General features: G+C 38.1%; 19 protein-coding genes and 1 other RNA gene. 12 read left to right on the forward strand and 8 right to left on the reverse strand.

Translation table 11 applies throughout. The annotated features are described in order from the left end of the window. Positions 1-5: 5 nt before the first annotated feature. Positions 6-524 carry a hypothetical protein gene (locus OLM45_RS08825; RefSeq protein WP_264509616.1) on the reverse strand — a complete coding sequence of 173 codons (519 nt, stop codon included), beginning with the start codon at positions 522-524 and terminating at the stop codon, positions 6-8. A 390-nt stretch (positions 525-914) separates the two neighbouring features. Between OLM45_RS08825 and OLM45_RS08830 the strand changes: the two genes are divergently transcribed. The 4 genes from OLM45_RS08830 to OLM45_RS08845 are packed head-to-tail and all read left to right on the forward strand — an operon-like array spanning position 915 to position 5437. Then, a complete protein-coding gene (locus OLM45_RS08830; RefSeq protein WP_264509617.1) occupies positions 915-1397 on the forward strand; it encodes a SixA phosphatase family protein in 483 nt (160 codons plus the stop codon). Between the two features lie 5 nt (positions 1398-1402). Next, the gene (gene ppk1 / locus OLM45_RS08835) at positions 1403-3517 is read left to right on the forward strand and encodes a polyphosphate kinase 1 (RefSeq protein ID WP_264509618.1); all 2115 of its coding nucleotides are present in this window, start codon (positions 1403-1405) and stop codon (positions 3515-3517) included. A gap of 17 nt (positions 3518-3534) precedes the next feature. Further along, complete coding sequence (locus OLM45_RS08840; protein WP_264509619.1) at positions 3535-4425, forward strand: Ppx/GppA phosphatase family protein; 891 nt, start codon at positions 3535-3537, stop codon at positions 4423-4425. Positions 4426-4435: 10 nt separating this feature from the next. Continuing rightward, positions 4436-5437 carry a proline iminopeptidase-family hydrolase gene (locus OLM45_RS08845; protein ID WP_264509620.1) on the forward strand — a complete coding sequence of 334 codons (1002 nt, stop codon included), beginning with the start codon at positions 4436-4438 and terminating at the stop codon, positions 5435-5437. Here OLM45_RS08845 and OLM45_RS08850 read toward each other — a convergent pair. Continuing rightward, positions 5434-6174, reverse strand: coding sequence for a DNA polymerase III subunit gamma/tau (locus OLM45_RS08850; RefSeq protein WP_264509621.1), 741 nt, complete (start codon positions 6172-6174; stop codon positions 5434-5436). The two genes, OLM45_RS08845 and OLM45_RS08850, sit on opposite strands and share 4 nt — an antisense overlap. Continuing rightward, positions 6129-7211: a DNA polymerase III subunit gamma/tau gene (dnaX, locus tag OLM45_RS08855; RefSeq protein WP_129462456.1), complete on the reverse strand. Its 1083-nt coding sequence runs from the start codon at positions 7209-7211 to the stop codon at positions 6129-6131. Before dnaX ends, OLM45_RS08850 begins: the two co-directional genes overlap by 46 nt. A gap of 179 nt (positions 7212-7390) precedes the next feature. Here dnaX and rnpB point away from each other — a divergent pair. Beyond that, an RNA gene (gene rnpB, locus OLM45_RS08860) (RNase P RNA component class A) lies at positions 7391-7713 on the forward strand. Here the strand turns inward: rnpB and OLM45_RS08865 are convergent. After that, entirely contained in the window at positions 7711-8271 is a 561-nt protein-coding gene (locus OLM45_RS08865; RefSeq protein ID WP_264509622.1) for an RsmD family RNA methyltransferase, read from the reverse strand. The two genes, rnpB and OLM45_RS08865, sit on opposite strands and share 3 nt — an antisense overlap. After that, positions 8268-9071 carry a DUF3822 family protein gene (locus OLM45_RS08870; protein WP_264509623.1) on the reverse strand — a complete coding sequence of 268 codons (804 nt, stop codon included), beginning with the start codon at positions 9069-9071 and terminating at the stop codon, positions 8268-8270. Before OLM45_RS08870 ends, OLM45_RS08865 begins: the two co-directional genes overlap by 4 nt. A 97-nt stretch (positions 9072-9168) precedes the next feature. Between OLM45_RS08870 and OLM45_RS08875 the strand changes: the two genes are divergently transcribed. Further along, complete coding sequence (locus OLM45_RS08875; protein WP_264509624.1) at positions 9169-10584, forward strand: ATP-dependent DNA helicase; 1416 nt, start codon at positions 9169-9171, stop codon at positions 10582-10584. Positions 10585-11374: 790 nt separating this feature from the next. Here OLM45_RS08875 and OLM45_RS08880 read toward each other — a convergent pair. Continuing rightward, positions 11375-11698, reverse strand: a complete 324-nt coding sequence (locus tag OLM45_RS08880) for a hypothetical protein (protein ID WP_264509625.1) — start codon at positions 11696-11698, stop codon at positions 11375-11377. A gap of 336 nt (positions 11699-12034) precedes the next feature. Between OLM45_RS08880 and kdsB the strand changes: the two genes are divergently transcribed. Next, entirely contained in the window at positions 12035-12772 is a 738-nt protein-coding gene (gene kdsB, locus OLM45_RS08885; RefSeq protein ID WP_264512959.1) for a 3-deoxy-manno-octulosonate cytidylyltransferase, read from the forward strand. Between the two features lie 9 nt (positions 12773-12781). Here the strand turns inward: kdsB and OLM45_RS08890 are convergent, their stop codons facing one another. Together OLM45_RS08890 and OLM45_RS08895 are read right to left on the reverse strand one after the other, a co-directional pair. Further along, entirely contained in the window at positions 12782-13486 is a 705-nt protein-coding gene (locus tag OLM45_RS08890) for a potassium channel family protein (RefSeq protein ID WP_264509626.1), read from the reverse strand. Further along, positions 13486-14148: a spermidine synthase gene (locus OLM45_RS08895; RefSeq protein WP_264509627.1), complete on the reverse strand. Its 663-nt coding sequence runs from the start codon at positions 14146-14148 to the stop codon at positions 13486-13488. Before OLM45_RS08895 ends, OLM45_RS08890 begins: the two co-directional genes overlap by 1 nt. Before the next feature lie 51 nt (positions 14149-14199). On the opposite strand from OLM45_RS08895, the gene OLM45_RS08900 reads away from it, so the two are divergent. From OLM45_RS08900 to OLM45_RS08920, 5 genes are all read left to right on the forward strand, one after another. Next, complete coding sequence (locus OLM45_RS08900) at positions 14200-14754, forward strand: 1-acyl-sn-glycerol-3-phosphate acyltransferase (protein ID WP_264509628.1); 555 nt, start codon at positions 14200-14202, stop codon at positions 14752-14754. 59 nt (positions 14755-14813) lie between these two features. After that, positions 14814-15815 carry a hypothetical protein gene (locus OLM45_RS08905; protein ID WP_264509629.1) on the forward strand — a complete coding sequence of 334 codons (1002 nt, stop codon included), beginning with the start codon at positions 14814-14816 and terminating at the stop codon, positions 15813-15815. Between the two features lie 91 nt (positions 15816-15906). After that, complete coding sequence (locus OLM45_RS08910; RefSeq protein WP_264509630.1) at positions 15907-17052, forward strand: M14 metallopeptidase family protein; 1146 nt, start codon at positions 15907-15909, stop codon at positions 17050-17052. Between the two features lie 76 nt (positions 17053-17128). Beyond that, a complete protein-coding gene (locus OLM45_RS08915; RefSeq protein ID WP_073362417.1) occupies positions 17129-17608 on the forward strand; it encodes an Lrp/AsnC family transcriptional regulator in 480 nt (159 codons plus the stop codon). Between the two features lie 77 nt (positions 17609-17685). Continuing rightward, a complete protein-coding gene (locus tag OLM45_RS08920) occupies positions 17686-20247 on the forward strand; it encodes a phosphoenolpyruvate carboxylase (RefSeq protein ID WP_264512961.1) in 2562 nt (853 codons plus the stop codon). Positions 20248-20376 lie beyond the last annotated feature (129 nt).

A 20376-nucleotide genomic window follows, 5' to 3' on the forward strand; every position in this document is an offset into this window, starting at 1 on the left:
AATGATTACGAACCCATGTCGCTTTTGTACACGACAATGTAATTGGTATTTGAAGAAGTTACAACTTGAGAGATTTGTTGTAGGGTATAGGGGAATGAAGTTAATATATAAATATACTTCAACTTGGTAAATGCACTCAAGGTTGATAGATTCAATGTACTAATGATTTGGGATGGATTGTCAATTCGTATGGTTAACAGTTCAATCGTTTCCTTTTGAAAAGTAGCCTGTGGTAGACGAATAAATCCGTTGAAATCAGTGAATAAACTAACCGGCGTGTTGCCGTAAGTTTTCACTACATTGTCATAAAAGTAAACGGACGATTGTACCTCGTACACTAATTCTTTGAGTCGAGTACGATCAGGGTCAGTACCGCCTCCAACATAGGTGTCAAGTAGTTTAATCGTTGAAACTCTGGGAGAACCTGCTTGCTGGGCAAACACTTCACTTTGCATTGAGAGGAGGAAGACGATTATCGTAATCACATTTCTCAAGACTAAATAAGAACTAATTGATTTGTTCATGTTTGATTTATTTGGGTTGATTTTGTTATTATTGTTACTGTGTATTTAGGATAAAGTTAACATTGTTCAAAATTATGTTGATAAGTTTCAAAATTTTAATTTTATCTGTGAACTACCACAAAACTCGTTGAAATTACGATTTTGACCTTTTTACGTTTATTTAAGGGCTAATTTTTGCTAGTTGACGATGCATTTTAGAACGTTTTTTCCTCATTTTTTATTAAATAAATTCTACAACTGATAAATATTATTATCGATAAAATGCATAATTTAACAAATCGAAAGTAGTCAGTATTTTCTGTCTGACCAAAAAAAACATCGATAAAATGCATAAAAAAGCGGATAAAATGCATTTGATGAAATATATAACATGAAAAATCTTACAAGAATATGAAATATCAACTTTCTCTGATTAGACATGCAAAATCCTCATGGGATCTGCCTCTTGAGGATAAACTTCGTCCTTTAAATGAAGTCGGAATTCAACGAGCAACAGTTATACGTGAACATGTTCAAAGCATAATTAAAGATGCCGATTATGTCTTTTCAAGTCCAGCTGTTCGCGCACGTTCAACAGCAAATCTTATGTTGGAGGGATTGCCAATCAAGCAAAATGCATTCGAAATTATCCCTGAACTCTACACTTTTGACGTGCGACAACTTGAAACATTTGTTAAAAAACTGCCTTCTTCGTTAACACACGTTTTTCTTTTTGGTCATAATTCTGCTATTACAGATTTTGTTAATAAATTTGGGGACCGTTATATTGAAAATGTTCCCACTTCCGGTTGGGTAACGATTGAGTTTGACTGCGAAAATTGGAGCCAAATTCAAAAAGGAAAAACCGTTCGTTTTCGAACACCCAGAGATTAATTAGCATGATAAACGATAAAAAAAACAAATTCATTGACCGCGAAAAAAGCTGGCTCACTTTCAATGCCCGTGTATTACAAGAAGCCGCTGATCCAACAGTGCCCTTACTCGATAGACTTCGCTTTCTCGGTATATTTTCTAATAATTTAGATGAGTTTTTCCGTGTGCGGTTTGCGGCCATTCGCCGACTTAGTTTGTCTGGACAAACTGGTGAAAAAATCTTAGGAGGAATTTCCGCCCAGCAATTGGTGAAAGAGATTACCGATATTGTAATCAAACAACAAACGGAGAGTTTACGCATCCTTAGTGATATTGAAAAGCAATTAGAAAAAGAGAATATTATAATTGTAAATGAGACACAATTGTGTCAGGAACATCAAAATTATATTCACGATTTTTTCATTCAAAGTGTAAGTCCCGAACTCGTTACAGTAATCTTAAATGATTTAGCAGAATTTCCTTTATTAAAGGATACTTCGGGCTATTTGGCTGTTAAATTAGTCATGCGAAAGGATGAAAATGCCAACATGTTTAGTCGTGTTCTTTCTAAGGAAGTTCGATATGCCATAGTAGAAATTCCAAAAAATATCAACCGTGTAGTCGTTTTACCATCCCTTGAAAATAAACAATACATCATGCTTTTGGATGATGTGATTCGGTATAATCTAAGTTCAATTTTTAATATTTTCGATTACGAAAGTATTTCTGCCCATATGATTAAAATTACTCGCGATGCCCAGTTGGATATCGATAGTGATTTGAATAAAAGTATGTTGCAGAAAATTGCATCTTCGGTGAAAGAGCGTCGTGTGGGCGAACCGGTGCGATTTGTCTACGATACAGCCATCGATAAAGATACCCTAAACTTTTTCTTAAACAGGATGGGTATTGATAAATCCGATAGTATCATTCCTGGCGGTCGCTACCACAACCGTCGGGATTATATGGATTTTCCCAACCTCGGTCGTTTTGATTTGTTGTACCAAAAAAAGACACCGCTACCCGTACCTGGGTTGTCTCTAGAAGGCAGTATTTTAAATAAAATTGCCAAAAAAGATTATTTGGTGTACGCTCCCTTTCAGTCGTTTGCCTACCTGATCAAATTCTTGAGAGAAGCTGCTCTAGACCCGAAAGTAACCACAATTAAAATTACCTTGTACCGCTTGGCCAAGAACTCCCAAATTATCAGTTCGCTTATCAATGCCGCGCGTAATGGTAAGCGTGTTGTGGTGCAAATTGAACTCCAAGCGCGTTTCGATGAAGAGAGTAATATCTCGTATTCAGAAACCATGCAGCAAGAAGGAATTGAATTGATTTTTGGGATCAAAGGACTAAAAGTACACAGTAAAATATGTGTGATTGAACGCTTGGAAAACCACAAAATTAAGCGTTACGGTTTCATTTCGACAGGTAATTTTAATGAGTCTTCGGCCAAAGTGTATACCGATGTAACCCTGTTCACCAGTCACCAACAAATCTTAAAAGATGTCACCAAAATCTTTGAATTTTTTGATATCAATTACCGATTACATCGCTACAAACATTTAATTGTATCGCCGCACTATTCCCGAAGCCGTATTTATAAATTAATCGATCGCGAAATTCTAAATGCTACTTTAGGAAAGCCTGCTTACATGGATTTGAAAATGAATTCGTTATCCGATTTTGAAATGGTGGAAAAGTTATATGAAGCCAGTAATGCCGGAGTTAAAATTCGTTTACAAATTCGGGGTATTTGTTCCTTAATCCCCGGTGTTAAAGGAATGAGTGAAAATATAGAAGCGATAAGTATCGTCGATAATTTATTGGAACATGCTCGTGTTTTTATCTTTGGAAACGAAGGAAATCCAGAGGTATACATTTCTTCGGCCGACTTTATGACTCGAAATTTGGACGGAAGGGTAGAAGTGACCTGCCCTATATACCAAGAGGATATCAAAAAAATCCTTATCGATACCTTTGAAATAGGTTGGAAAGGAAATGTAAAAGCCCGTTTTCACTCAGATAAGTTGGATAATAAATACCGAAAGCGAAAAGAGGATGAACCCGTTTTTCGTGCCCAATATGAAATGTATGACTACTTTAAACGACTGTTTGAAGATAAATTATTAATACCTTAATACTGCCCCAAATCGAAATGATCACCATAAAAAAATATGCAGCAATTGATATCGGTTCTAATGCCATGCGGTTGCTCATTACCAATATTGTCGAACAAGATGGAAAAGAAACTCAATTCAACAAATCTGCGTTAATCCGCGTACCTATTCGTCTCGGACAAGATGCCTTTACTTCCGGAATTATTTCTGAAGAAAATAAAATCCGAATGGTGGATGCGATGGAAGCGTTCCGACTCTTAATGAAAGTCTATAAAGTGGAACGCTATAAAGCCTGTGCTACTTCTGCTATGCGGGATTCAAAAAACGGACTAGAAATTACCCAAATAATCAAAGAAAAAGCAACCATTGATATCGAAATTATTGATGGAAAAACGGAAGCAGCTATTATCGCATCTTCCGATTTGCATACGTTCATTGCCTCAGATCGCACCTATCTTTATGTAGATGTTGGAGGTGGAAGTACGGAATTCTCCTTGTTTTCTGAAGGCAAAATGGTGACTTCGAAATCCTTTAGAAACGGAACAGTTCGTTTAATTAATGACATGGTACCCGATTCCACTTGGTCAGAAATTGAATCGTGGATTAAAGAAACGTGTGCCCCTTATGATGAAATCATCCTTATTGGTTCCGGTGGAAATATCAATAAATTGTTCAAATTATCGGGAAAATTACAAGACAAACCCTTGTCGTATTTGTATCTCAATTCACAATACCAGTATCTGAATTCGCTTACCTATGAACAACGTATTGCTGAATTAGGGTTGAATACCGACCGTGCCGATGTTATTATTCCAGCCACTCGTATCTACCTAAATGCGATGAAATGGAGCGGCGCTCGTCAACTATTTGTTCCTAAAATCGGACTCTCAGACGGCATCGTGAAAGCGATGTATTATGGAAAAATTTAATCTTATTCTTATGAAAAAGTTAGTTGGATTACTTCTTATTGTTCTTGTTTTTGTTGGTTGTCAAAAGACAGAATCATCCTTGCATTATCACCAAGATACGACAAAAGGTATGAAGAATGGTGGGGTAAAGATGGTCGAAATTACAACGCCCAAAGGAAAATTTAACGTCTGGACCAAACGAATTGGAAATAATCCTAAAATCAAATTGTTGCTTTTGAATGGTGGTCCAGGTATGTCGCACGAGTATTTTGAATGCATGGACAGTTTTCTGCCAGGCGCCGAAATTGAGTACATTTATTACGATCAATTAGGAACTGGTTTTTCTGATAATCCCAACGATACTACCTTTTGGGATTTACCGCGCTATGTGGAAGAAGTGGAACAAGTGCGAAAAGCGCTAAACCTAACCCAAGACAATTTTTATCTGTTGGGTCACTCTTGGGGAGGGATACTCGCTATGCAATATGCCTTGAAATATCAGGACAATTTGAAAGGGTTAATTGTTTCCAATATGATGGCAAGTTGCCCAAAATATGGGGAATATTCCAAAGTCTTGGAAAAACAATTGGACCCAAAAGTACTTGTACAAATTCGTGAATTGGAAGCCAAGAAAGACTACACAAATCCAAAGTATATGGAATTGCTGATGGCTAATTATTACAATCAACACATTCTTCGACTTCCTGTAAACCAATGGCCCGAACCCGTAAATCGAGCGTTCAGCCGACTGAATTCTTCTTTATATATTACCATGCAAGGACCAAGTGAATTGGGAATTTCAGGAAAATTAACCCATTGGGATGTTTCTGGTCAATTGAAAAATATTGCGATTCCGACTTTAGTCATTGGTGCAAAATATGATACCATGGATCCCAAATATATGGAATGGATGGCCCAACAATTCCCAAAAGGTTCGTATTTATATTGTGCAAAAGGAAGTCATATGGCAATGTACGATGACCAGGAAACCTACATGAATGGATTGATTACATTTTTAACGACCAAACGTTAAACATCCAAATCAAATAGCTTTCGTAACAACTCCAAGTTGGGGTTGATTTCATTCAAACGGTTGAATTTGTCTTGGGGAGTGAAGGCTACTTTACTTTTCACTTCTTCATTCACTTCAATATCCAAACTGATTTCGTGGTTGTGCAATTTGGCGCGTAAAAAAGCAACCAATTCGGGTTTTTCTTTTTCAAAATCCAACTTCGAACCTTCATTTGGAAGCGTATGAATAATACGAGTTCCTTCTAATTGAGGGTCGTTTATGCGCAATAAGGCCTCCATGATTTTATGCCCTTTGTCATTTAAACGATCAGCATATTTGTACCATTGCTCCAACATTTCCGTTTCGGTGAACTTCTCTGTCGGTAATGCTTTGGCTTCTTCACGCACTACATTACGTTGTTGTTCTTGCAATTCTTTTTTCGCTCGAATACTTGATAATGATAAGGCTGAAACTTTTCCACTACCTTCATTGCCTGGCAATTGTGTCGTTAAGGGTTTTGCCACTGTTGGCGGTGGAACAGGTGTTGTTGGAGAAACTGCAGTTGGCGCTTGTGTGGGTTGAACCGTTGCTGGTGTTGCACTTTCAGTTTTTACTTCAACTTCCTCCGTTTTCTGTGGAGTGGGTGCAGTAAATTCCGGTTGTTTGAGTTCCGTGATGGAATAATTGGAATTTCTGAAGTAGGTGGGCGGAATTATGAAATCAGCTTTTTTTTTTCTCCATCGAAAGTGATGGAGCACAATTGCATCAATGTCAATTCGACCAATAACCGCTGGTTTTGTGAAGTTTTGTATTTTAAATCACAATCATTGGCCAACTCAATGGCTTTCAATAAAAAGTCAAGCGAACACTTTTGCGCTTGTTCACCGTAGAGCTTTTGGGCATGTTCACCCGCTTCGAGTAGGGTTAGAGTCGCCGGATTTTTACAAACCATTAAATCACGGAAATGCGAAGCCATTCCAATAATGAAATGATGGCCGTCAAAACCTTTGGATAAAATCGAATTATAAGCCACCAATATTTGCGGAATATTGTTTTCCAAAATCAAATCCGTCACCATAACATAGGTTTCAAAATCCAATACATTAAGATTCTCGGTTACTGCTTGACGGGTGAGATTGTTTCCGCAATACGATACTACACGGTCAAAAATGGATAAGGCATCCCGCATGGCACCATCAGCTTTTTGCGCAATGATGTGTAAAGCATCGTCCTCGTATTGGATTCCCTGACTTTGGGCGACTTCCGCCAAATGTTCTTTCGCGTCCTTCACCGTAATGCGTTTGAAGTCAAAAATTTGACAACGCGATAAAATAGTCGGGATGATTTTGTGCTTTTCAGTAGTCGCTAAAATAAAAATAGCGTGCTTCGGTGGTTCCTCTAAAGTTTTCAAAAAAGCATTAAAAGCAGCCGTAGACAGCATGTGTACCTCGTCGATGATATACACTTTATATTGTCCGGTTTGGGGAGGGATGCGGACTTGATCAATCAAATTCCGAATGTCATCCACCGAGTTATTGGAGGCAGCATCCAATTCAAAAACATTGAAGGCAAAATCTTCATTTGGGTCATCATAACCTGGTTGGTTGATTTTACGCGCCAAAATTCGTGCACAAGTGGTTTTACCCACACCTCTCGGACCCGTAAATAGGAGGGCTTGTGCCAAGTGATTGGTTTCTATGGCATTCAACAACGTATTGGTAATAGCCTGTTGACCCACTACGTCTTTAAACGTTTGCGGGCGGTATTTACGGGCCGATACTATAAATTGTTCCATAGATTTCAATTGGAATACAAATATAGTTTTTTTGAGTTTTCAAGTATAATGATGTGACTTGAAATCCGAAAAACTTATTCACAACCGGTTACTTTTTTTGCTACTTGCTAGAGGTTGTCGTATCGAATAATATTTTAAAATTCAAATTCCGAATTCCAAACAATTAAAACTATCTTTGCCTTGCAGACCGCCTTATCGCTGTCTCGATTCGTTGAGATGGAGGAAAGTCCGGACACCAAAGAGTAGCATAGCGGGTAACGCCCGTCCTTTCGAGTAATCGAAAGAGGACCAGTGCAACAGAAAGGATGTACAGTTCGGCTGTAGTGAAATCAGGTAAACTCTATGCGGTGCAATGCCATGTATACCGACAGTTAAGGGCTACTCGTTCGTTGTCGGGGGGTAGGCAGATAGATCGTATTAGTAATAATACGGCCAGATAAATGATAAGGGTCTTATCCTAAAAGATGAGATACAGAATCCGGCTTACAGGTCTGCTTTTTTATTCTTCTTCCTCTTCTTCGGAAGGATATTCAAAAAAGGTAAAAACCGAAGCGCCATAATTTCGGTCATAGGAGAAAAACTCAAGTTGCTCCATTTTCGTGTTTTTGGAATGTTCGACCACCAAAACACCTTGTTCATCCAGTAAATCTTGTTCGAAAATCAGTTCGACCAAACGATGAAAATCCTTTTCGGCCATATCATACGGTGGGTCAGCAAAAATGACATCGTACGAACCGCGATGGCGTTCTAAGAATTTGAAGACATCACTTTTGATTGCCGTAATGTTTAAATCCAATTCAATGGCCGTCTTTTTAATGTAATTCACACAACCAAAATCGGCATCCACACTGATGATTTCGGGACAACCGCGCGAACCAAATTCATAACTGATGTTGCCCGTTCCCGAAAATAAATCGAGTACTTTCAAATCAGAAAAGTGAAAATGGTTGTTTAAAATATTGAATAACGATTCCTTACTCATGTCCGTTGTGGGACGAACCGGTAAGTTTTTGGGAGCGACCAAGCGTCGACCTTTGTATTTTCCAGAAATAATTCTCACGCGTGTACTAGTATAAAGTGTTGACGGTTTTCTGTCTCCGTTCGTCCATTCACCATAAATTTCATCGACATCAACGATACATCGCGAACATATTTATACCCCATTTGATACAAGTCATCTTCTTCTTCAACAGCTCCCAAAAGCACTAATGGAAACGACTCCGGATTCAGATGTAATTGTTCCGCTGTAAATAAAATATAATAGAGAAAGTCCTCTGGGGTTTTGAACTCAAAGGAATTGTACAATTGCAACTTCCGATTTTCAATCACCACAATTTCGAAATGACCACTACTTACATGAACATACATCGTTCGTTGGTCATTGTTTTTGGAATAATCCAATAATTTTTGAACCAATAAGGTATGGGCATGCTGGTAATCAAACGATCCGTATTGGTCAATGAAAAAATTATTCATGTTCACATACGGGATATACACATTCTCCATTTCATAGTTGGGCAAACTATCGTAGGTAAAATAATCCGTTTCAAAAACCTTGGTGTTGTATTGCAAATAACTTCCAATGAATTCGGAATCAAATAGGGCAGTGGGGACAAACGTACACAAATTATTACTGTGAATAATTTTGATTTCGTCATACGAATTTCGCAATTCGGGATATTCATGAAAAACTACGGCAAACAAATCTTCTATTTTCGAACTGCGTTGAAAGGCTGAAAAAGGTATCGATTGTAAGGTAATAATATGATCGGTAATTACATCAAAAACAGCAAAAGATAATCCGCTCAGGGAAACCTGAATGGAAAGTCGTTTGTATGTTTTGTCGATGATGCTACTCATTATATATATAGGAGTGGACAAACTTACGAAATATTGTTAATATAAGCCTTTCATGGGTTGCCCCAAATTTGCTCCGACTCGACTATCTTTGTAGGGCATGAAAAATTTTTATCAGCACTTGTACCATTCCTTTCCGTTTCAGCCTACGTTGAAACAGGAAGTCTTTTTTCAAAAAATTGCACAATTCATCACTGACCCAAGTGACGACAGTATTTTCGTCTTGAAAGGGTATGCGGGAACGGGGAAGACTACGGTCATTTCAACGCTTGTCAATTGCTTAGCTGACATTAACTATAAGTCAGTCTTATTGGCACCCACTGGGCGAGCCGCTAAAGTCATTGCCAATTATTCCCTAAAACCCGCCTTTACCATTCATAAGAAAATTTATTTTCCGAAGAAGTCGGCTGGCGGCGTCTCGTTTACCATACAACAAAACAAACACAAAAATACCATTTTCATTGTCGATGAAGCTTCCATGATTTCCGATCAAGATGGTGGGTCAGGCATGTATCAAAACGGTTCTTTGTTGGACGACCTTATTTTTTACGTGTACAACAGTCAGAATTGCAAGCTTATAGTATTAGGCGACACCGCTCAGTTGCCTCCTGTGAATCGTACCGATTCGCCTGCCTTGAATACCGATACATTAGCATTGCATTATGATAAAAAAATTGACAGTATCGAACTCGATGAAGTTATGCGACAAGAGGAAAAGTCGGGTATACTTTATAATGCAACGCAATTGCGTGAAATGCTACAGGAAGCCTTTTTTGAAGAATTCCAATTTCAACTCAGGGGATTTAAAGATATCATCCGTTTGGTGGATGGCTATGATATTCAAGATGCTATCAATAGTGCCTACAGTAATTATTCCATAGAAGATACCGCTTTCATTGTGCGCTCCAACAAACGGGCCAACCAGTACAATGAACAAATTCGGTCTCGTATCCTTTTTAAAGAAAGTGAACTGTCGGTGGGCGACTTTTTAATGGTGGTCAAGAATAATTATTTTTGGTTGAAAGAAACCGATGCTGCTGGTTTTATTGCTAATGGCGATATTATCGAAGTCTTGGAGCTATTTGGATTTAAAGAATTATACGGATTTCACTTTGCCCGTGTCAAAATTCGGATGGTGGATTATCCCGACCAGATACCTTTTGAAACCGTTTTGCTCTTGGATACTATAAAAAGCGAATCGCCGGCGTTAACCTATGAGCAATCCAATCGTTTGTATGAAGAAGTGTTGTTGGATTATGAAGACGAACCTTCGAAGTATAAAAAAATGGAGAAGTTGAAACAAAATGAATATTTCAATGCACTCCAAGTGAAGTTCTCGTATGCCATTACCTGTCACAAATCGCAAGGCGGACAATGGAATACGGTTTTTGTCGAACAACCCTATTTACCCGAAGGAATGGATGCGGATTATGTGCGTTGGCTCTACACCGCCATGACCCGTGCTAAAGATAAACTGTACTTGATTGGGTTTAAAGAGGAGTTTTTTGAAGGATAGTGATGGAAGAAAGAGAAATGAAGCAAGAAGCAAGAAAAAATCGTGTTTTGATCACGTTACCAGCTACACTTTTCAACCCTTTCCACTTTTCAACCCTATATAATTGAAACCTGCACTTATCCAAGCGCAGCGACTTTGTGTCCTTAAATACCACGGAATGGTCATCAAATCTTAGTGACTTCGTGGTTAATAAAAAAAAGTGAAAACCTTCAGCAACTTTGTGCAAACATCGTCTATCCTTGTGAACCAAATATTTGCAATGTGTCAATTTGAAGGTTTGAAATTGTAAGTTCTTAGAAAGTAACCTGAAACTTGCTACCTAAACTTATCCAAGCGCAGCGACTTTGTGTCCTTAAATACCACGGAATGGTCATCAAATCTTAGTGACTTCGTGGTTAATCAAAAATGTGAAAACCATCTGCAACTTTGTGCAAACATTGTGTAATCTTGAGAACCAAATATTTGCAATGTGTCAATTTGAAGATTTGAAATTATTAGTTCATAGAAAGTAACTTGAAACTTTAAACCTGAAACCTGAAACAAAAAAATGTTTTAATCACGTTACCCATTACACTTTTAAACCCAAACTACTTGAAACTTGAAACTTGAAACTTGAAACAAAAAAAAAGCGCCCGAAGGCGCTCACACGATTGACCAAATTCTAGTTTACTCTTTTTTCTCTTTTTTCTTTTCTTTTCTCTTTTCTTTTCTCTTTTCTTTTTTCTTCGCTTTTTTTTCTTGTTTCTTTTTAATTCCATCTTCACGATGCTCCTTCCATTGTTTCAATTGTTCAGGAGTTAAGATTTTTTTTCATCGCTTCTTCATCCGCTTTTATGCGTTCTTCATGATGTGCTTTTCGTTCTGCCGGTTGGGGACGTTCTCCATCTTTCGGTTTGAAAGCTTCGCGTTCCGCTTTTCTTTTTTTAAAATGCTCCCGAAGTTGACTCACTTGTTGATCACTTAATTTTAAATCCTTTTTCATTCGTTCCAAATGCTTTTCCGGATTTTCATTTTCATGAGGCGGACCGTCATTAAGTGGTGGACCCGCAGGTCGTTCTTGGGCGGTAAGCGATACCCCCAAGAGTAACAAAACAAAACAAATTACTTTTTTCATACGACATTAAATTTTAGATACTAAAACTATTAGAAAACATTTGGATGTAAAAGTTTAATCGGTTAACCCATTTTTTTATGCGGTAGAAGGGAGGCTTTTCCTAAAATAGTCTTAAAGTAAAGAAGCGTGGAGTGAGCAGATTCCTTAGGGATGCGTTCGACATCATTGCGTAATGGTTCCGTAGTGAGTCCGAGAAAATTATCATTTTCACGGACGCATCACGGACACACTTCGGACACACGTGCAATGAAATCAACATCTTTTTACGAAGGAACCCGTTTTGAAATTCGTTATTACTTTTGCGAAATCTGTATCTTTAACCCAAAATATACCACCATGAAAGTCATTGCTGTGATTCCCGCTCGATTTGCTTCTACGCGTTTTCCTGCCAAATTAGTTCAGGATTTGTGTGGAAAGCCCGTTATTGTTCGCACCTATGAAGCGGCATTTCAAACCCAACTCTTTGACGATGTTTTTGTAGTGACCGATGCCGATGAAATTGAAACTGCCATTCAAGCTCATGGGGGAAAGGTAATTCGCAGTCAGCGCGAACATGAAAGCGGGAGTGACCGAATTGCAGAAGCGGTGGCCCATTTGGAAGCAGATATAGTGGTCAATGTGCAAGGTGACGAACCTTTTATTGTCAAAGAACCATTAGCTCAAGTCTTGGAAGTATACCGCCAAGATGTCAACCATGAAATTGATTTGGCTTCTCTAATGTTTGAAATCACGGATGAAGCAGAAATCGCTAATCCCAACAATGTGAAGGTAGTTACCGACCAAAAAGGATTTGCACTATATTTCTCCCGTTCCGTAATTCCGTATCCCCGCGATACGCAAGCAGGCGTGCGGTACATGAAACACGTCGGAATTTATGCCTTCCGAAAACAAGCCTTGTTGGATTTTGCGCAATGGCCTATGAAACCTTTAGAAGCTTCCGAAAAATTGGAACAACTCCGTTATTTGGAATACGGCAAACGCATTCGTATGGTGGAAACCACCCATGTAGGGATTGGGATTGATACGCCTGAAGATCTTGAAAAAGCGCGAAAACTCTGGAATCAGACGCATTGATATTTGCAGTTATTCAGCCTCGTTATCAAAATAGCCTTTGCTTTTTACTTTGGTGGAGAAGAAATTCAGAAACAACAACACGAAAGATAAAAAGAACATCGCCTGAATACTTACCAAAATTTTGCCATAAGTAGTAATGGGGTGATAATCTCCAAATCCGATAGAATTGGCGCTAACGACACTAAAGTATATGGGGTCAAACCAATGGGTAAACGGTTTGTTCATATGATGGCCCAAAGTATACAAAACGGCAAAGGAAACAACAATTTCGAGGTAATTAAAAAACAACAACAGCATCGATCGTTTGTAGGATCTGGGTTGCATAAAAAGGTCTGATGCAAAAATAAGAGTTGGGATATACAATACGGTTTCCAAAAGCATATACAACATAAGGAGTACAATCCAGGATTGATCTTGTAAGTTATGGATTAGAATAAACCAAGGGAATGCCATTTTCAATAAGATATAAGTGTCCATGGAAAGGTCTTGGTATTCGGGACCGATTTTGCATGCGAGGTATTTGATATAAACCCCTGGAAAAAGCAATTGTGTCGAAGAAAGGAATAAGCGTACAATCTTTTCAATCCCATTATCGTATTGATGGTCATTATTCCAAATTGCGCGGATATTTAAAATGCGCCGTTGAATCGGATTGAATCTGGGCCTGTTTTTATAGGTAAACTTACCCACTAATAATTTTTTTAAAAATGCCATTAGTGCAATTTTTTAATGGTGAACAATTCGTTATGTTCCTCCACTTTCGGGTACATGCGCAATGAAAAATCCGCATTGAATTTTTTGCGGTAATCCAAATTGCGTGCCCGATCTTTGTCCGTGAGTACCATTGTATTGAACAAAATAAAACCCTCCGTTTTCAATAACGCATTGATTCGTTGAATAAAAAAATCCTGAAATAAGAAATTGGGCATTTGGGTATCTTGAAAAATATCAATGATAATCAAATCGTAGTGTTCTTTTGTTTTGAGTATAAATTCGAAGGCATCGTCTGCAATCAATTCCAAATTGGCAAAACGATCAATTTTGAAGTAGTCTTTGGCAATTTGTAATATGTCAGCATCAATTTCAACTCCAGTGATTTGTCCTTTAAATTGTATTTCTTCAACTAGGGTTTCAATCACACTACCACCAGCAACACCTAAAACCAAAATCGATTTGAAATTGCGGATACGTTCAAATCCGATGTATTTTAAGCCCTTGCGCAAAATACGTTGCAAACTCCCAAAGGAATAATTGGTGTTTTTGCTGTCCAAGACCAACTGCCCATTATTCCAAGTGACTTCTAACGTTTTACTAACCGTCGACTTTTTTTTGACGACATTAATTGGAATAAGATAGCTAAGGTATTTGGCTAACATGGAGTTAGGTGATTACAGGTTAATGTTCTAAATTTACGCAAAATTTACGGGATGAAAAAACGGCTTTACGAATTTATTTTTTACAAAATCATGGGGTGGAAACTCACAGGTTCATTTGATCCCAATGTAAAGAAATGTGTGATTGCTGTACTGCCACACACCTGTAACTTCGATTTTTTTATTGGTTTATTTGTGAGAGGAATTGCCAATCAACAAATGAATTTTGTAGGTAAAAAAGAATTGTTTGTTTTTCCTTTCGGCTATTATTTTCGTGCAATCGGTGGCGCACCTTTGGATCGAAGTGGCGGTAAAAATTTAGTCGATGCCATCGTCGATATTTTTAATTCTCGCGAAGTCTTCCGATTAGGAATTGCTCCAGAAGGTACCCGAAAATATGTAGAGGAATTGCGTACCGGATTTTATTTTATTGCGCACAAAGCAAAAGTACCGATCGTTCCTGTTGCTTTTGATTATGAAAAAAAAGAAGTGCGAATTGGCGCTCCTTTTTACCCGTCAGGCCAATTGGATACTGACCTTCCCGTGTTTTTATCTTTTTATAAAGGAGTGAAAGGTCGCTTCCCTGAACGACAATTTCCACAATTGTAAAACCAAACTACAAGTTCTTTCGTACGTAAAGGTGTCAAAATCAATTAACACACTTTATTATGAAAAAGAAATTAGTACTCTTAGCCTTTGCCCCAATTTTATTCTCTTGTAGTAACGATGACAATTCGTCTGCACCTTCTAATCCTGAACTTCGATTAGTGACCTCAAGCAATACTTCAGGGAAAATATCGTATACCGATTTATTGGAAACTTCACCTACAGTAAAATCGTTTACAATTGGTTCATTAGATACCGATGGTGTTTTTTATGACAGTGAGCGCGATGAAATTTTATTGGCTTCAAGGTCTTTTAATAAATTAGAGGTTTACAACGGAATCAAAAATGCAGTAGCTACCAATGCAGCGGCACTTAACTTGGCACTTGCTTCAGGTTCAGAATTTAATAATCCGCGTGAAGTTGCTGTTATGGGTGACAAAGTTGTAGTAACCCAAGATCAAAACGCAGCCAATGCAAATACCAATAAATTACTAGTTTATCAACGTACAGGAAATAGCTTAACATTATTGAATAATTATTCAGTTAATTTCAAAACGTGGGGGATTGCAATTGACGGAACAACATTGTATGCTATTGCTGACTTAACCGGTGATTTAGTCGTGTTCGAAAACTTCTTTGGAAAACCAAATGGCGCCATTACCCCTACAAAACGAATTACCATTCAAGGTTTAGTGCGCACACACGGCATTGCTTTCTCTAAAATGGATGACCGTATGGTATTGACCGATGTAGGTGCAGCTTCATCCGATTCTGATGGTGGACTAATCGTAATCAATAATTTCAGTTCCGTATTAGGAATGACTTCTAATGGAGGTACAATTGCTTTGTCCAATCAAGTGCGAATCTACGGACCGATGTCAACCATGGGGAATCCAGTTGATGTTGCCTATGACGAAGGAACGGATAAAATATATGTAGCAGAACGTCTAAATATGGGCGGTCGCTTGTTAACGTTTAATTTGCCAACAATGACAGGAGATGCTGCTCCCGCAGCTGCACGTGCAGAAGCCGGAATCAGCAGTGTTCACTTGCACCGAAAATAAATCTGTTTTAATTTGTTAGACTAAGGTGGAAAGCCTCCAAGTGCGCAGACTTGGGGGCTTTTTTAGTATATTTGTAGAAATAGAGTGCTCGATGGATTATTTTGAATGCCATAAAAATTACAAACAAAACCAACTCTTTGGTCGCTATATTACCTTATCACAAATAGAAAGTGTCTTGCAATCGCTTTCGATTCATCCCGAAAGTAAAGGGTATTCTGTTCAAAACCGACCTTTATACCAATTCGATTTAGGAAATGGCGAGTTTAAGGTCTTACTTTGGTCCCAAATGCATGGGAATGAAGGGACAACTACAAAAGCGTTGTTCGATTTCATTGCCTTTTTACAATCCGATGACTCATTGGCTGTGGCATTGCAGCAACGTTTCCAGTTTCGAATTCTCCCTATGGTCAATCCCGATGGGGCAGAAGCTTATACGCGGGTAAATGCCAATCAAGTAGATTTGAATCGGGACTCGGTCGATTTAAGCCAACCCGAAAGCCGGTTTTTACGTGCTGCATTTGATGAGTTTCAACCCAATTTGGCATACAATTTACACGATCAACGGACCATTTTTGGAGCCGGAAATACAGGCAATCCCGCCACGGTTTCTTTCTTAGCGCCAGCCTTTAATGAAGAACGGACAATTAATACTGTTCGAACACAAGCGATGAACGTCATTGTGGCGATAAATGAAGAATTACAAAAACATATCCCTAATCAAGTAGGACGATTTGATGATGGATTTAATCTGAATTGTATTGGTGATCGGTTCACGAATTTGGGTGTACCGACCGTTTTATTTGAAGCCGGTCATTATCCGAATGATTATTATCGAGAATATACCCGAAAAATGATTTTTATTGCGCTCATTTCGGGTTTGAAGCATATTTACGAAAACGATATAGTTGACAACAAAAACGAACTATATTTACAAATTCCTCAAAATAATGCCGTTTTTTATGATTTTATTTATAAAAACATTAAAATAAATTATGACGGTAAAGAAATAATTACGAATTTTGCTGCACAATACCGTGAAGAATTAATCAACGGGAATATCGAATTCAATGCCTACATCTGTGAAGTGGGTGCGTTAGAGGGAAAATTAGGTCATTTTTCTTACAATGCTCACAAAATGAGGTACTCAGATGGTAAAAATGATATTCCGAATATTGATGAAAAAGCGGATTTTTATTTAGAAAACAACATCAAATTTGTTAATGGAGTAAAAATATAACATTAAAAATTGGTTTTTCTTAAGTAAAATATAGTAATTTGTATGCATAATAAATAAACAACATAAATTCGTAGTTATGAGTAAGTTTCGTTTAGATGAAGTCGACCACCAAATCCTTGACATGTTAATTGACAACACCCGTGTTCCTTTTACGGATATCGCAAAAAAATTGTTGATTTCTGCAGGAACGGTTCACGTTCGTGTAAAGAAAATGGAAGATGCAGGAATCATTATGGGTTCTTCGCTTACTTTGGATTATGAGAAATTAGGGTATTCATTTATCGCGTATGTAGGCGTATTTTTGAATAATACTTCCCAAACCAAATTCGTTTTGGAGCGTATCAATGAAATTCCCTTTGTAACGGTAGCTCACGTGACTACTGGAAAATTTAATATTTTCTGTAAAATTCGTGCCCGTGATACCAAACATGCCAAAGATGTAATCTTTATGATTGATGATATCGAAGGCGTTTACCGAACAGAAACCATGATTTCTTTGGAAGAAAGTATCAACGACAAAAAACGTTTGATGCATACCATTTTCAAAGATATTTAAGATACAAATCGTTATTTGATTTTATGAAAACCTCAAGTGCTGCTTGGGGTTTTTTTATACCTAATCAACACAAAGCCATGTATACACTTCCCAAAATTGAACGTTTTCAGCAACAAGTTGCCGCAAAATACCATTTGTATAACAGTGTGTTTATCACATTACCCTTTGATGCAATCGACAATACGGGAGTGCTGTTGCCGCTTTTTCATGAGTTATGTGTTAAAGGGTTTCAACAAAAACTTTCTCCTGTCGAAATTGTCAATTTATTCATTGAAAAGTATGGTGATCCCACCGATGAGAAAGAAAAACTCAATTTGTTATTTCGTTTCATCCAATACGTGGAGCGTCAAATTGTACTCTTTGATGCCATCGAAGATGCCGCTTTTTCAACGGTTAACAATTTAGAAGGGAAAGGTTCGTTGCGCGAAATCAAAGAACGATGTGATACAGCCGAATTGCAAAATCAATGGCGCTCTTTCTTGCAAGAATTTAAAGTTCGAACCGTCCTTACCGCACATCCTACACAATTTTATCCTGGAGCTGTTTTAGGAATCATCACCGATTTAACCGAGGCCATTCGTCACAATGATTTGCATCAAATAGAGTTGTTATTGGCACAATTGGGTAAAACACGATTCATTAAAAAAGATAAACCCACTCCGTTTGATGAAGCCGTAAGTTTGATTTGGTATCTGGAGAATGTTTTTTATACTACCATTGGTGAAATGTTGCATTACCTGCATAAAAACAACGCCATTGATGCTCAACTTGCCAATCCATTGATTCAGTTGGGTTTTTGGCCCGGAGGGGATCGCGATGGTAATCCCTTTGTAACCCCGGAGATTTCGCTTCAAGTTGCACAACGTTTGCGCACTTCCATCTTGAAATGTTATTATTCAGATATTCGAAAACTCAAACGCAAGTTGACCTTTACGGAAGTGGATGTAATCATCGCCGAATCAGAACGTCAATTGTACCGTTCTGTGTTTTATTCCCGTGGCGAATTGTACATTTCACAAAGCGAATTATTGGAACAATTGAATCAAGTAAAATGCCTCTTAGAATCAAAACACCAATCGTTGTATCTGGACGAAGTGACACAATTAATTCATAAAGTACAAACCTTTGGGTTCCATTTCGCTTCGTTAGATATTCGTCAAAACAGTAAAATTCATAATCAAGTCGTTTCAGCCGTTGTTGGCCATTTAAACCAAGAAGAATACTTGACTTGGGATGAATCTAAGCGGCGCGAATTATTAAATACAATTGAAGGAACGGTTCAGGCTTCTGACTTTGCTGTCGAAATTGTAACTCAAACTATTGCTTCCATAGAAGTGATGAAAAATATCCAACAGCAAAACGGTGAATTAGGGGCCAATCGTTATATCATTAGTAATAATGAATCGGCGCTCAATGTACTTGAAACCTTGGCATTATTCCGTTGGACAGGATGGCACCAACCTACAGTGGATATTGTGCCCCTTTTTGAATCGGTGGAAGATTTGCAACACGCTGCACATATCATGGAACAATTGTATACCCATCCCGAATACAGTACTCACTTGACACGTCGCCAAAACAAACAAACCGTAATGCTTGGCTTTTCGGATGGTACCAAAGATGGAGGTTATTTGATGGCCAACTGGTCCATTTTTAAAGCCAAAGAAGCCATCACAGCCATGTCGCGTAAATACGGTATTGAAGTCATTTTCTTTGACGGTAGGGGCGGACCACCTGCCCGTGGCGGAGGAAAAACGCATAAATTCTATGCTTCATTGGGTTCAGGAATTGAACACAAAGAAATCCAATTGACCGTTCAGGGGCAAACCATCAGTTCAAATTTTGGCACACCCGAATCGTGTCGATTTAATCTTGAAAACTTGTTGAGTGCCGGAGTAACCAATGTGTTGTTTGCCAAAAAAGAAAACGATTTAACGTCTGAAGATAAAGCCATTATAGATGAATTGGCCGTTATCGGATTTGAAAAATATACCGCTTTTAAACAGCATCCCAAGTTCATTCCTTATCTTGAGCAGCGCAGTACCTTGAATTATTATGCGAAGACCAATATTGGAAGTCGTCCTTCCAAAAGAAAGGCCGCTGAACAATTGGATTTCGCCGATTTACGCGCCATTCCATTTGTCGGTTCATGGAGTCAGATGAAACAAAATGTACCCGGATTTTTTGGTGTGGGAACCGCATTATATGCGTTTGAAAATGCCGGTCGATGGACTGAAGTACAGGCATTGTATAAAAACTCTTTGTTTTTTCGTACACTGCTCGAAAACAGTATGATGTCATTGGCAAAGTCATTTTTTCCTTTAACCCAATATATGGAAAATGACCCTGAATTTGGTGCCTTCTGGCAAATCATTTTCGATGAGTTTACACTGACAAAAAACATGCTTTTGAAGATTGCAGGACATACCGAACTCATGGAAAATTACCCCGATGGAAAAGCGTCGATCAAAATGCGGGAAGACATCGTTTTACCCTTGCTCACCATCCAACAATACGCCCTAATGAAAATCAATGAAATTCGACAAGGAAAAGAAGATTCGACGTTATTAGAAACCTATGAAAAGTTAGTCATTCGCTCCCTTTTCGGGAATACCAATGCCAGTCGGAACTCCGCTTAATAAAAAAATATGTTTATTAATCACCTTAAAATCAAACAGATAAAAATTAATTTTTGTTAAAGTTTTAAAAAAGGCTTGTGTAATCCAAAAATCCTTTTGAAGTTTGCAGTGTCGAAAAACAACAAATCC

The organism is Flavobacterium sp. N1719, from assembly GCF_025947045.1.
GTDB classification, from domain to species: Bacteria; Bacteroidota; Bacteroidia; order Flavobacteriales; family Flavobacteriaceae; genus Flavobacterium; species Flavobacterium stagni.